Annotated in this window: 11 protein-coding genes; 6 read left to right on the top strand and 5 right to left on the bottom strand. The window is 37.1% G+C overall.

Going from position 1 to position 14,489, the window contains the following annotated elements; all coding sequences use genetic code 11:
* Window positions 1–192 precede the first annotated feature (192 nt).
* The 4 genes from I6F65_RS17995 (at window position 193) to I6F65_RS17980 (ending at window position 3,973) form a co-directional block, all read left to right on the top strand.
* The gene (locus I6F65_RS17995) at window positions 193–750 is read left to right on the top strand and encodes a sugar O-acetyltransferase (RefSeq protein WP_024613121.1); all 558 of its coding nucleotides are present in this window, start codon (window positions 193–195) and stop codon (window positions 748–750) included.
* A gap of 209 nt (window positions 751–959) precedes the next feature.
* Window positions 960–1,352, top strand: a complete 393-nt coding sequence (locus tag I6F65_RS17990; RefSeq protein WP_197114238.1) for an ACT domain-containing protein — start codon at window positions 960–962, stop codon at window positions 1,350–1,352.
* A gap of 245 nt (window positions 1,353–1,597) precedes the next feature.
* Window positions 1,598–2,281 carry a DUF1963 domain-containing protein gene (locus I6F65_RS17985; protein WP_197114236.1) on the top strand — a complete coding sequence of 228 codons (684 nt, stop codon included), beginning with the start codon at window positions 1,598–1,600 and terminating at the stop codon, window positions 2,279–2,281.
* Window positions 2,282–2,428: 147 nt separating this feature from the next.
* The gene (locus tag I6F65_RS17980) at window positions 2,429–3,973 is read left to right on the top strand and encodes a hypothetical protein (RefSeq protein ID WP_197114234.1); all 1,545 of its coding nucleotides are present in this window, start codon (window positions 2,429–2,431) and stop codon (window positions 3,971–3,973) included.
* A gap of 780 nt (window positions 3,974–4,753) precedes the next feature.
* Here I6F65_RS17980 and I6F65_RS17975 read toward each other — a convergent pair.
* From I6F65_RS17975 to I6F65_RS17955, 5 genes are all read right to left on the bottom strand, one after another.
* Window positions 4,754–5,410 (bottom strand): class I SAM-dependent methyltransferase, encoded by a 657-nt coding sequence (locus tag I6F65_RS17975; protein WP_197114232.1) that lies wholly within the window; start codon window positions 5,408–5,410, stop codon window positions 4,754–4,756.
* A gap of 28 nt (window positions 5,411–5,438) precedes the next feature.
* Window positions 5,439–9,089 (bottom strand): SbcC/MukB-like Walker B domain-containing protein, encoded by a 3,651-nt coding sequence (locus tag I6F65_RS17970; RefSeq protein ID WP_197114230.1) that lies wholly within the window; start codon window positions 9,087–9,089, stop codon window positions 5,439–5,441.
* Window positions 9,086–10,333: an exonuclease SbcCD subunit D C-terminal domain-containing protein gene (locus I6F65_RS17965; protein WP_197114228.1), complete on the bottom strand. Its 1,248-nt coding sequence runs from the start codon at window positions 10,331–10,333 to the stop codon at window positions 9,086–9,088. Before I6F65_RS17965 ends, I6F65_RS17970 begins: the two co-directional genes overlap by 4 nt.
* Window positions 10,334–10,411: 78 nt before the next feature.
* Window positions 10,412–10,648, bottom strand: a complete 237-nt coding sequence (locus tag I6F65_RS17960) for a hypothetical protein (protein ID WP_024613115.1) — start codon at window positions 10,646–10,648, stop codon at window positions 10,412–10,414.
* A gap of 134 nt (window positions 10,649–10,782) precedes the next feature.
* Entirely contained in the window at window positions 10,783–11,019 is a 237-nt protein-coding gene (locus I6F65_RS17955; protein WP_197114226.1) for a hypothetical protein, read from the bottom strand.
* A gap of 323 nt (window positions 11,020–11,342) precedes the next feature.
* Between I6F65_RS17955 and I6F65_RS17950 the strand changes: the two genes are divergently transcribed.
* Both I6F65_RS17950 and I6F65_RS17945 read left to right on the top strand, forming a co-directional pair.
* A complete protein-coding gene (locus tag I6F65_RS17950; RefSeq protein WP_197114224.1) occupies window positions 11,343–13,790 on the top strand; it encodes a M1 family metallopeptidase in 2,448 nt (815 codons plus the stop codon).
* On the top strand, window positions 13,790–14,278 hold the full coding sequence (locus I6F65_RS17945) for a DUF6702 family protein (protein ID WP_166112774.1): 489 nt from the start codon (window positions 13,790–13,792) through the stop codon (window positions 14,276–14,278). The genes I6F65_RS17950 and I6F65_RS17945 overlap by 1 nt, the downstream gene beginning before the upstream one ends.
* The last annotated feature ends 211 nt before the right edge of the window (window positions 14,279–14,489 follow it).

Below are 14,489 nucleotides of genomic sequence, written 5' to 3'. Positions count from 1 at the left end.
TATTTTGTTTAACTCAGTATTATATTTATTCATGCTCTGCTTTTGGGATAGATAGTGGTTTGGCGATTACTATCAGATCAAATTCAGAGCATGTTTTCAAGTTTTATTCCTTAAGATCCAACCTATGAGTGGTGCTTAGCTTAAAAGCTGAATCTGCCACTTATAAAAAATATATTATTTGGATTTTAAATTATGACAGAAAAAGAAAAAATGCTATCTGGTCAGTATTATGACCCAAGTGACCCTGAGCTTATTGAATTACGATTAAAAGCTAGCTTAAAAACGGAAGCGCTAAACCAAACAAGTGTTATTCATTTGGATGAAAGAGCTCAAATTATACATGCGTTATTTGGCTCAACAGGAAAACAAGTTCATGTAGAGTCATCATTTAATTGTGATTATGGGTCAAATATTCATGTAGGTGAAAATTTTTATGCTAATTTTGGCTGCGTTATTTTAGACGCTGCGGAAGTTAATATTGGTAACAATTGCTTTATTGCACCACAGGTTGGAATTTATACCGCTACACACCCTATAAACCCAATTGATAGAAGAAGTGGGCTCGAATATGCAAAAACAATAACAATAGGAAATGATTGTTGGATTGGTGGTCATGCAGTCATAAATCCAGGCGTTACTTTAGGTAATAATGTAGTTGTTGCATCGGGTGCTGTTGTTACAAAATCGTTTGGCGATAACGTTGTTATAGGTGGGAATCCTGCAAAAATAATAAAAATGATTGAAAGTTAATTTGCTCAACTTAAAAACTAAGCGACTCTTTAAACTTACTCCTTTTATAATATTTAAGCTTAAACCAATCGCCAATAGAGCCTTACAAATTGGTCGGTGTTTGGAATATTGTCGAAAATATAATAGCTATACGAGATAGTAGTTTAATTAAAAAACAGTTAGAAAATAGACTTACCTACGTGAATTAAATAGGGTTAATAGGAGCGACCATGGCCGGAATTTTAGATCTAAACCAATTATTAAAATCAATGCAGCCAGAGCTTAAGCAAGGCGAGTATATTTTTTGTTGCTTGGCAGGAAAGCTCGCTGATTATGTTCATTTAGAGCCACTTGCTACTTTTGTAGAAGAAGAAGGTCTAACTCTTATATTAAAAGCTGAAACCGCCGATAAAGCAGGTATTACCTTTGAGAGTAAATATAATTTAATTACTCTTAACGTGCATTCAAGCCTTGAAGCGGTAGGGTTAACCGCTGCGGTATCTGCAAAGCTCACTGAGCATGGTATTAGTGCTAATGTGGTAGCTGCGTTTTATCACGACCACATTTTCGTACAAACAGATAAAGCACAGGCAGCATTGAGTGCACTTAAAGAGATTGGTTAGGTTGTTCAGGCTGTATCTACATGATGAAATGCAGACTATGTGTTTCAAAAATTGGGTATATAGCTGCTGTGTATTTCTGCATCAATAAAGTCGTTTTAATAACTCTCAGACATTATTTTCATTTTAAAAGGCATCAGCTAAATAAAAACGTATCTGCAAGTTATGCAATAGCGTATTTTGCGATTTTATAAAAATCGAATAGCTTATTCATTTTTAGTGCAATAAGTTCATTAACTGGAAATAGTATGAGTACGGTAAAGCAAACATACGAAGAACTATACACACATCTAAAATGTGCATCTGTTGCACAAATAGGTGGTTTTCGCCCTCCTGAAAATAAATTAACGTCTTGGTTTGGTGGCAGAGGGGTTGGTAAAAAGGATGAAACTCTTCCTCAGTATAAAGGTCGAAATATGTTTGCTTTACTCCAAGTTAATGTTGATGAGCTTCCTGTTGTGCCTGATGAATTAAAAGGTATTGCATTCTTAATCATGTTTATTAATAGAGAAGAGTATCCGTTTGATAAACCCCATGGAGATGGCTGGGAAATAAGAGAATATACAACATTAGATGGTTTAACTTTATTGCCAGAAAGTAACGAAAAATCGCTTGTGAAAGAGTTTCCAATAAAATGGAATGAAGTTAAAGATGATGCGCCTGATTGGGAAAATGCGTGGGAATTAGTTAATTTAGATCCAATTAATAATACCGAAGGCGCAGATGAAGCGTTTTATTGTGATTTAAAACGTTACCCTAATACAAAATTTGGTGGTTATCCTAAATGTATACAACATGCCGCAGATTTAGATGGTTTTGTTTATCAAATTGGTAGTGAAGAAAAACCTAATTGGATGTGGGCAGATAATGGCATTGCCTATTTTAATAAAAATAAAAGTGGTGAATGGTCATTTGATTGTCAATTTTATTGATTTTATCTTCGGTGTAACTTTCTCTAGTCGAAGGTTTGATTTTTTATAAATACATAAGCTAACAATTAGTTAAGCATAATTATAAATAATAAACACAATATTTTAATGTTGCTGTTTGTAGTACCCATCTATTTTATAAGGATTTAAATGACACAATTATTAAAAACAACGCCTCTGAAAAAGAAATTATATCTTTTCCTTAATCTCTCAGAAGAGGTTATTCACAGTGGTGAATTACGCTATTCTTCTTCTACTAAAGAAGAACTTGTTAAAATCGCAGAAAGTTGGGTTTATGAATTACTTACAAGAGAAGATTGCCAGCTTAATTTTAGTGATGAAAATAAAGCCTTTCTCGTTAATATGATTGCTCATGGCAATCAGTCTATTCGTAAGAAAATCCTTAGAAACTTCTACCATAAATCAATTAATTCTTGTGGTGCACTTTATTCAATTGGTCTTTTTGATCTTTTTTATGTTTGGCTAGAAGGTGTGGAAAATAAAGCATTAGAAACGGTTAAGAAACAGATTTTTTTCAAGTACTTAAATGATGATCGTACTTGGGGCTATTACCTTGAGCACAGAGATGAGGACGGTTTTTATATTGAAACTCTAGCCAGTTTTTTAACGTTAAATTATCACTTTTTTTCTGCCACAGAGCGTCATAGAGTAATATGGAAACACTGTTATGAAAGATACTCAATTAATAAAGTAATGAGAGATGAATCTCTCTGTAAATTAGGAATTAATATTAATTCAATGTTTGGCAACATTAGTTACATAACAAGTCGATGTATCTCCTTACATAAGATGGAGAATCCCTGGAATTACACCGATAAAGTACTTCAAGACCTCCATAACAGAGGCATTGATATAAAGATATCTGGAGAGCTTGGTAAACACTTTTTTTTCCATGATGATATTGCATTAATTAAACTGGTATTTAATGGTGTTCTGTTAGATGGTTGGTTTGCCGGGCCTTTTGTTACCGATCCAGATAGAAAGAGACTGTTCTGCTCTATGGCCGACAGTTACAGTGGGATGATTCTAGTGGAAATTGATTTGATGACAGGTCAAATTTATCGCTTATCTTCCAATCACTCTATACCTATAGCCTACAGCCATGATGGCGACATGCTTGAAGTGTATGATGCTAAAGTGAATAAAGGTTTTGTTCTGACATCCTGTCGTGCTGTTTATTATTCGGTGCCTGATGTATTAAGAAGCCCTGAATTTATAAACGATTTGGAGGCGCTTAGCGGTATGGAAGATTTTGGATTTAAAGTGGAGAACCCACCGGTAGAGTCTGTTAAGTTTCGCAAAGATTTAATTGGGCCTGATGGGGCGCTCTTTATCATTGGTACCTTTGCGCCTTTTCCTGAGACGTATCCTGCCCGTTTGTGTATGGATATTGCGACAGGTGACATTATTGCTTATCACCACAATAGTATCGATAGGACGTTTTCACCGTTTTCCGTCGCTAACAATATAAATATATTTGTCGCATTGTTGAAAACCTATCAAGCGGCTATGGCGAGTGCGACCAATAAAGAAGCTCGATTTGTTACTGATTTCGGAGCTTCAGAGGCGACTGATTTGTTGCAGAGTTTGTCTGTTATACAAAGTCAAAAATCAGTTTATGATTTTCCTAATTTTTGGGATTGGATTTTGAGTTTTCCAATCAATGCAAGTTAACCTGAGTTCTGGTTTAGTGATTTACTAACGCATTGAATTTAAGTTATTTAAATTTAACATGGTCAGTATTACATATAACTGCTTGAGGTGTATTTATTTTTTTTAATTCTGGTGAGTTAGTATTTTAGTGATCCTAAGCGCCGCCACTTTACTGATAAGCGTATAGCTATAAGGCATTAATTTATGCTTATTAGTTATTTTTAGGCGTAACTAGAGCTTGTTTTAAAATTAGCATTTAAGCCGTTTTAATGTAATTTATATTTAACCAAGCACCGAGATAATTGTTTACTCGGTGTTTGGTTATTCAACACAGTACTTTGTGGGTTTTGTTGAAATGGACTTATTAGCAGCGTGCAAGCAATTCACTTTTATGTGTATAACCAATATTGCCACAGGCGCTAATAAGGGTGAGTAAAGAAAGTGCTATAGCTGGTTTATATATTTATTTCAATTTCATAAATACACATTAAATTGACCAATCTGACATCACCAATATCGCATTGACTATAGGTTGCATTAATACGGTAAAACTCAATTGCACATTGTTTTCTTAATTGATCTGAATCTGAGGTAATTAACTTTAGGGAAAAGATTATCGGGTTTATTTTGATAATATTAATTTCATAAGGTTAGGTGATGCAGTTTGAAGTAGATGTATCTATTTTGAGTTTACTTATTGCCATGGTTTTTTTAGTTTAAACACCGAATTAAAATTAATTCGGTGTTTAAGATTAGTCTTTTAAGCTTTGCTTATTTGACTTAGATATTTAGTGTTTAAAGTTAAACAACGTATCCGCTAAAACCTAGCGCTTTAAAATAAAGTTTAGGAATGCCAAATTTGCACTCGCTTAGCAGTTCGCTAAAGCGCATTCTATCAAGTGGGTAAAACTCATTTTCTAAGTCGTGCCCTGTTTGCGTTTTACCGGTTTCGGTTAAGCCTAATTGCTCGCACGTTGTGAGCTGTGCTTCGCGTTCAAATAGGGTTTCGGGGCGCATTAAGTCTGCAATATAAAGTTTTGCGTCTTTTTTAAGGCTGCCTTTAATCGCTTTTAATAACTGTTTTTTATCGCCGTTATCTTGTACAAAATGCATAACTAATAAACATAAAACAGCATCGGCTTTAACCGATAGTTTATCAACTGGGCCATTATGAATATTTACGCGGCTTGTTATACCTTGCTCGTCAAATTGCTGCTTTGCGATAGCAAGCATATCGGCTGATGTATCTTGCGCAGTAAATTGCCACGTAGGGTTTAGTGCCGCTAATGCGAGTACTTCTTTACCAGTGCCTACACCTACTACTAAAATATGCGCATCGTCGCTTAATGTTGCTTGCAGTTGCGCATTAGTAAGTTGATGTAATAACTCATAACCAGGAACTAAACGGGTTATACGGCTATCGTATTGTGTTGCTTGTTCGCCTGTAAACGTTGGCATTGTATCTCCTTGTTGGCAGTAATGTTGTTTATAAAACTTCAACTGTGGAATATCCACCTGGCTTTTTAGCTACATGCACTTGAGTGGCTACACGCTCACTCATTTCTCTTACATGCGATATAACGCCTACTTTTCTACCTTGTGCTTGCAGTGAATCAAGTGCATCCATTGCAATACTTAGGGTTTCGCTGTCTAACGTACCAAACCCTTCATCAATAAACAAAGAATTGATTTGCACTTTATTAGATGAAAGTGATGCTAAACCAAGTGCAAGCGCTAGCGATACTAAAAATGACTCACCGCCCGAGAGTGTATTAACAGAGCGTTGCTCGTCTGCCATATCACGGTCGATAATCGCAATGTCGAGTGTTTGCGCTATTGCCGTTAATTCGTAGCGTTTATTGAGCGTTTTTAAATGGCTATTCGCATAATGCAGTAATATTTTTAAGGTTTGTGTTTGCGCTAAATTACGCATGGTTTTACCTGTTGCATCGCCCAATACTTTATTAAGTAAGTGCCACTGTTCAACCAGCGTTTTAAGCTTAGTTAACTCAGCTTGCTTACCTTCAAGCGCTTTAGCGTTTTGAAAATGTTGCTCAATAGCGGTATTGGTTATAAGTAAACTATTTTGTAATTCAGTTTGTTGCTCGTTTAAGATATTGAGCTGCTTAACTACCTCTGTTTGTGAGATCGTTGGTTTATTCGTATTTTGATGTAGTGTGCTTGTTTTTTGCTGTTGGTTTAACGCTGCGTTTGCATCTCCCAATACTTGAGATAGCTGATCAAACTGTTTTAAGTGCGCTTTAATTTGCTCGCTACTTAATGTTAGTAAAATATTGACCTGTTCGTGTGTTGCCTCAGCGTAGGCTGTTTTAAATTGTGCAAACCATTCTTTGTATCGCGCTTCAAGTGTGCTTAGCTCTTGGTTGTTTTCAAGCAAGCGTTGTTCAACGTTTTTAAGGGTTAGGGCATGCTCGTCTCGTTGTTTTATAGCGTCGTCATATGTTTTTTGACTCGCTTGAACCAGCGATTGCATTTGCTCTTGCGCACTTACTAGTTTTGCTTGGTAGTCGTCTGCAGTTATTTGCTCGTTGTTAAATAAAGCTAAACGTTCACTTTGCAAAGTGTTTAATAGCTCTTTCGCTTTTATAAGCTCTTCGTTGAGTGCTTTTAACGACAGCTCGCTTTTACTTATTAGCGGGGTAAGCTGCTTTATTTGCTCATTAGCTGTGTGTTGAAGTTTTTGGCTTTGCTCAAGCTGTGTTTGAGTTTGCTGGTACTGCGTAACTTGCTCGTGCAACTGGGTAAGCTCAAGCGTATTGGCTTGCAGTTGCTGCCAAAAATCACTGTTTTCAAATTGACTATTAAGCGTTGTACCCAGCTCGTTAATTTGCGCACTTAGTTCGCTATGCTTACTCGTTATTTGGTTTTGCTGATGTGTAAGCTCAAGCTGTTTATTACTCAATTGCTGCTGTACTTGCTGCTCTGCTTTGAGTGCTACCTGTAGCTCATTTACTTTGATTTGCAGTGTACGTTGGCGTTTTTGTTGCTCAAAGTACTGCGCTTTTTGCGCAGTTAATTGCTTATAAGTTGCTTCAAGCTGATCGGCCGTTAAGTCGTTAAGCTCGGTGCGTACACCTTGCATGGTATTTTTAATGTCGAGCTGTTTAGCTTTTGCTGTCTGTATTACTTGCTCAAGTTGTTCGTGCTCAGCGGTTAATACGGCATGTTGAGTTTGGTACTTATGCAACTCGCTTTGTGCATGGTCAAATTGCTTTTTAGCAGTATTAAAAGCATTTTCAAAATCAGTAATTAAGTTATTTAATTGCTGATTTTGATTTACCGCATACGGGTGCTCAGTTGCACCGCATACCAAACAAGGCTCATTAGGGCGAAGCTCAGTGCGTAAATGCTCTACATTTTCACTTGCCCTTAAACGCGCTTGATTAAGTGCATATTCGCTGCCTTTAAGCGCTTGCTCACTGGTTATTAAATGCTGATTAAGTAAAGCATGAGCTTGTTGGCTTTCATTCAGCTGCTGATTAAGTACTTGTTGGCGTTGAGTGCTTTGTTTAAGTTCTGCGTTAAATTGCCCATAACGCTCACGCTGCTCTTTTAAGTAATCAATACTTTTTAGCTGCGCGTCGCAGTGCTCTGCATTAAATTCATTAAGCTGAGTATTTAATGCCTGTAAAGTTGATTGTTCACTATTAAGTTGTGCCTCGCACTGCTGCACTTTATTATTTTGCGTATTTAACAGCTCGACCTGATTTGTAAGCTCACTATTAAGAGCTTGGCTTTGCACAAGATTTGCTGTTAATTGCTGCTGCGCACTTAAATAAGTAGTAAAGCTTTGCTGATAGTAGCTCCAGTCTTTTGCTAAAACGTGCAGCTGTGTATGTTCATTAAGCCATTGTTGGCTTTTAGTTGAGTCGGTATTAGCAAGTTCTAACTCGTTACTGCTTTGCTTAAACTGTTGTTTGAGCTCATCAAGTTGAGTTTGCTCTTTGTTTATTTGTGACTCAGTACCCTTTACCGTTTGGGTTTGCAAAGCAATATTGCTGTCGAGCTCGCGCGCTTTAGCAATAATCGGTTCAGCGGTTTGCTTTTGCTCTTTAGCTGTTTGTAATTCGCTTTGCTGCTTTTTAAGCGTATTAGCATGCTCTGTAATTAACAAAGTGTGATCAATGCTTTTTAAATTGCTTATTTGTGTATCTAATTCATTATTTTGAGCGGTTAAGCTTTTAAAACGATTACGGTTATCTTTAATTTCAAGCGTGTTTTGTGCTTGTTTAGCTTGTTCACTTTGCTTAGCAATGGCTTCAAGTTCGCTATTGGCATTTTGTTGGTTTTGCTGAGCTTGTTTTAGTGCTTGCTCTAAGGTATTAGCTTGCTTGTGCCAATTTAGATCTTGCTCTGTGCTGGTGAGCGATTTTTTAGTAATTTGAATTAGCTCTTTTAGTTCTTCAAGCGTAACTTGTTTTTCTATTAATTCATCTTCACTAAGTAAAGTGTAACTGGCTAAGCTTGCTTTAAGTAATTCAAACTTATCTTTAATCTCTTTGTTGCGTTCAAATACACGTTGTCCAATACGGCTGAATTTATCGGTGCCTGTTAAGCACTCTAAAAGTTGTGCTCGCTCATCGCCAGTGGCTTTTAAAAATGCAGCAAATTCGTGTTGCGCTAAAAGTACAGCACGGGAAAATTGCTCAAAGTTAAGCCCTATTTTACTTTCTACTTCTTTTATTGTTTGGCTTTTATCGGCTATTAGGGTTTCGTCTGGCAGAGTTACTAATGTGTGCTCTGGTGTTTTTAGTTTACCTGTTACTTTTTTATGAGTTCGTGCAATTGTATAGCGCGCACGGTAAAGCAGTTTATCTTGCCCTAAAAAGTCTACCTCGGCATAACCTTCCCATGTACCTCTGCGCAGTAAATTACGTGCGTCATTAAGCTTAATGCTGTCGCCGTTAAACTCTATTAAGTTTCCTTTATCACCACGTAAGCGTGCTGTTTTAGTATAAAGGGCTAAACAAATAGCATCTAAAAATGTGCTTTTACCAGCGCCGGTATCGCCTGTTATGGCAAACAAGCCTGCGTCTTTTAATGGGGCTTGAGTAAAATCTATTTCTGCATCAACAATGGAGGCTAAATTATGAATACGAACTGCGGTTATTTTCATAGTTGTTCTTGCTCCGTAAGCTCGTTTATTACGTCATTCAAAAGTGCCTTTAGCTCATCGGGTACGCTTTGTCCTGCCATGTCTTTATCGTTTGCGAATGCTTGATCTAATAAATTAAGCGGGTTGAGCATTTCAACTTCGCTTAAATCTTCAAATACGGTGCTGTCGTCATTTTGAGTCGATTGTTCACGTACACGTTCAATACCACAAAATTTAATATGCTTGTCTTCAAGTGCTTGTTCTATCTGCTCTCTAAAAGTGGTGTCGGTATCGCTTGATTTTAGCTTTACACGTAAATAAGGCGCTATTGTATTTTGTGTGGTGTCGAGGGCTTTAATTTGCTCGCACAAATCGGTTAATGGCACACACTCCCCTTTTGGTAAAATAATTACATCAGCTGAGCGCGGAATGTAAAGGGGGTTTACAGTTGTACTAATGTGTTGTTTTTCATCAGTAATAAACTCAACAACATTTACTTGGTGTGTGTAATTACGCTCTGCAAACGACATCGGAATAGGCGTACCGCTGTAGCGAATAACATCGCTTTTAGCGACTTGTTGTGCTTTGTGTAAATGCCCAAGGGCGACGTAGTTTGCGTGTTTCCCAAATACATTGGCTGAAATAGACTCTTCACCACCTATTATTAAGTTACGCTCAGAATCACTAGAAATATCGCCACCTTTTGCGTGTAAATGACCCATAACTATTAATGGTGAGTTTTGCTCATTTATATTAGCTGCCTGTTCTAGCGCAAGTTCGTAAGCTTTTGTAACGCCTTGTGCGTAACTAGGGCCATTTTCAGTTTGGTTAAGTGAACTTACATCACTTGCGCGTAAAAATGGCATGGCAACGATTACAGCGCGTTTACCATTGGTATTTATGGTAATAACAGTTTCATCAGGTGTTGCAGCATCAAAGCGGCCTACTACGTGTGTATCAAACTGTGCTAGTAATGGTTTGGCTGCCAGAATACGATTTGCAGAGTCGTGGTTACCCGCAATAATAACTACGTGCAGTTGTGGGCACGCTATTTTAGCGTCTTTGATAAATTGGTATAACTGGTTTTCGGCATTAGCGCTTGGTGTAGCAGTATGATAAATATCGCCAGCAACTAAAAGTAGGTCTATTTGTTGCTCAACTAGTGTGGCTAATAACCAGGTAAAAAAGGCTTGGTGTTCTACACGGCGGTCGTGTTCATAAAATTGTTGGCCAAGGTGCCAATCTGAGGTGTGAAGGACTTTCATTTCGCGCTCTTAAAAAACCATAAGAGCGCCAATATACCCAAGACATTTAAAGATGCAAGCCCAGAGCCTGCATTAGTGCTAGGTTAAACTATACCAACTAACAAAAACCACAGGTAATGCTAAAAGTGCCATCACTAAAGGGTATTTTAAGGTTTTAGTTTGCTTTGTTTGTAAAACTTTTAACGCATTAGTTTCGTTACAAGCTGCTACTTTATCAATGTAAAAATAACCAGAATCGAGATACTGTTTACAGTTGTTCTCATTTGCCGGGATAGCAATTAGTTCTTGTTGTTTTTTTAGGATATAAAAATCCATAAGCCCACCGCATTTCTTGCTAGTAATCGATATTAATTTGAGGATAAACGTGACGAGTTTATTTGCCTCAAATAAAAAGGTGGGCGATTTTAAATACAAATGGCACCAAAGATCAACCAATAAATTAACTATTTTTAATTTATGGTAGAAATAGTTAAAAATATTGATACTACGGCAATATTTACGCCAATAATAACCCATTTCTTATTACTTTTTTGCATAGATGGGAGTCGTTTTAGCGCATCCTGTTTGTTACATGCCGACACTATATTTACGTATTTGTAGTTATTATTTTGGTAACTTTCAAGCAATTCTTCTTCAGCTGGAATAGCTTCGAGCTGCTGATCTTTTTTAACAATATAAAATTTCATAGCAGTCTCTCTTTTTTACTAATGTAATTTGAAGTTAATCTAAGTTAACAAACATACCTACACTGTAGTTTGTTGTAATGAATTAGGGATGAACCCTATAAATCGAGTTGTTTGTTCCTATTTTGATACTGAGTGATTGTGTTTTTTGTAAACCCCCTTTACAGTTTTGCTCCCGTTTATTTTAGTCATAGTTTTATACATAATAAAAAGCTGTAAAACGTTAGTGAATACCACCTTATAAAAGCTGCACTTTGTCGTTAATTTATTGAACAATAGTCATTATTTTGTCAAAGTACGCCTACTAAAATCTATCAGGACTAACAATGAAAAAAACAGTTCTTACGCTGAGCGCTTTTGTATTGCCATTGGCAATGTCGAGTGCAGTTATGGCGTCTTCAGTTGAGCAAACAAAAGGTTCTTATGTTGATAAGTTTCGTCAACTTGATGAAGCTTTGCCAACACCAAATGTTTACCGTAGTGCGGCTGGCGAACCAGGTGAAAAATACTGGCAGCAACGTGTTAATTACGATATTGATGTAAAGCTAGATGAAAAAAAGCATCGTATTACCGGTAGCCAAAATATTGAATATAAAAATAACTCACCGCATACGCTTAAATATTTATGGTTACAGTTAGATCAAAATATTTTTAAAAGTGATTCAATTGCCGAAACAACAAAAACATTTAAAAGCACTTTAGAAAGCTTACCAGCTCAAAAACCAGCTAAATTAAGTTTAGGTGAGCTACGTCGTCAGCAATTTATGAGCGACAACGAACTTGGTTACACCATTAGTGGTGTTAAAGACGAAGACGGCAAAGAGTTACGCGTAACTGTTGTTGATACTTTAATGCGCGTTGATTTAAACGAGCCATTAAAACCAGGTAAAGAAGTAGAATTTAGCATGAACTTCGCCTTCAACATTGTTGAAGAAGATGCTGTAGGTGCACGTTCTGGTTACGAGCATTTTGAAGAAGATGGCAACGACATATTCTTAATTGCTCAGTGGTTCCCTCGCTTAGCCGCTTATACCGATTATGAAGCATGGACAAACAAACCATTTTTGGGTTCTGGTGAATTTACGCTTGAGTTTGGTGATTACGATGTAGAAATTACCGTTCCTGCAGATCACATTGTATCGGCTACTGGTAAGCTTGATAACGCGAGCAAAGTACTTACAAGTACTCAGCGTAAACGTTTAAAAGAAGCTGAGACATCTAAGCGCCCTGTATTTATTGTTAACGCAGAAGAAGCGCTAGAAAACGAAAAAGAAGGCACTGACAAAACTAAAACGTGGCACTTTAAAGCGCAAAACGTACGTGACTTTGCTTGGGCGTCTTCTCGTAAGTTTATGTGGGATGCAAAAGGCTATCAACAAGGTGGTGACGTTCAGCCTTTAGTTATGGCTATGTCGTTTTTCCCTAAAGAAGGTGGCGACTTATGGGAGAAGTACTCAACTGAAGCGGTAGTACACACAATGGAAGTGTACTCTAAGTATTCTTTTGATTATCCATATCCAACAGCTCAATCTGTTAATGGCCCTGTTGGCGGTATGGAATACCCAATGATTACCTTTAATGGTCCGCGCACTAAGCTACAAGATGATGGCACACGTACTTATTCTCAAGCTGAAAAACGCTTTTTACTTGGCGTAGTTATTCATGAAGTGGGTCATATTTATTTTCCAATGATTGTTAACTCAGATGAACGCCAATGGACGTGGATGGATGAAGGCTTAAATAGCTTTTTAGATGGCGTTGCTGGTCGTGAATGGGATCCTACTATTCCTTGGGGCGTTGAGCCTCGCGATATCGTGAGCTATATGAAGTCACAAAACCAAGTGCCAATTATGACTCAGTCAGACAGCGTACTACGTTTAGGTCCTAATGCTTATACTAAACCTGCTGCAGCACTTAATATTTTACGTGAAGTTATTTTAGGTCGTGATTTATTCGACTTTGCTTTTAAAGAGTATGCTCAGCGTTGGAAATACAAGCGCCCTACCCCAGCAGATTTTTTCCGTACTATGGAAGAAGCATCGGGTGTTGATTTAGATTGGTTTTGGCGTGGTTGGTTTTACACCACAGACCATGTAGATATCTCTGTAGATAAAGTGTATCAATTGCGCTTAGATACTAAAAACCCTGATATTGATTACAACCGTCTACGTGATATTGAAGCAGACAAACCTACATCGTTATTTGTTGAGCGTAACCGCGCACAAGGTAAAAAAACATGGGTTGAGCAAAATCCTGATGTTACCGATTTTTATGATGAGAACGATCGCTTTACTGTAACTAATAAAGAACGTAACTCGTACAACAAGTTTTTAAAAGGGCTTGAGCCGTGGGAGCGCAAAACGCTTGAACGTGCTTTAGAAGAAGATAAAAACTATTATGTAATGGAATTCTCAAACCTTGGTGGTTTGGTAATGCCTATTTTGCTTGAGTTAACATATGAAGATGGCAGCAAAGAAGATCGTTACATTCCAGCTGAAATTTGGCGTCGTAATTACAAAAACGTTCAAAAGCTAATTATTACTGATAAAAACAAACCGCTTGTATCGGTTACTGTCGATTCAGGTTGGGAAACAGCTGACGTAGATGTTGAAAACAATAACTACCCACGCCGCATTATTCCTTCACGTATCGAAGTGTTTAAAAAGGAAAAGAGTAAAGCTAAAGTGAGTCGCGATATCATGCAAGATATTAAAACTGAGCTTAAAAGCGATGAGAAAGAAGACGAAAAGGATGACGGTGAGGAGCAGCAATAATGCGCTTTTTGCTTATTGTTGTTTGTTTTTTAGTTGCTGCGCCGAGCATGGCGCATCAGCTAAAATCGTCAGTTACAACGGTGCTTTTTAATAAACGTACGCACAACATTGAGTTAATGCATCGTTTTTATTTACACGATACCGAACATGCCGTAGGAACATTGTTTAAAGGCAAAATCGATATCATTAATAATAAAGACGATCAGCAACGCTTTGCTAAGTATGTTGAATCACATGTGGCATTACAAACGTTAAATGGTAAACCTTTACCGCTTAACTTTGTAGGAGCACAAGTTGATGGTAAGTTTTTTTGGGTTTACCAAGAAGCGCCGATCCCTAAAGATATTGAAGGGATTAGAATGAGTAATGGTGCACTGCGTGATTTGTGGCCGTCTCAAGTAAATATGGTTAATGTTGAGGGCAAAGGTAAAATTAAAACTTTAAACTTTGCTCAAGATGATACTTGGCTTGAAGCTCGCTTTGAGTAAAGTTAATAATTAGTTAACTAATACCTTCCTCATAATGCGCGTATATTAAATATACGCGCATTTTTTTTCTTCCATTTAAGTCATGTTCATAATTGATCTGTTATATGTAAATTTACGTAAATTTTAAGTGTTTAGTATTGTATATTTCCCTTGTTTTGCGCAATCTATAAATATGGACTAAACTTTTTATTTTTAGTTTATTATCAATAGA

The sequence above is a fragment of the Pseudoalteromonas sp. SWXJZ94C genome (assembly GCF_015864385.1).
Classification (GTDB): Bacteria; Pseudomonadota; Gammaproteobacteria; order Enterobacterales; family Alteromonadaceae; genus Pseudoalteromonas.
This window is presented reverse-complemented; position numbering and strand designations above follow the sequence as displayed.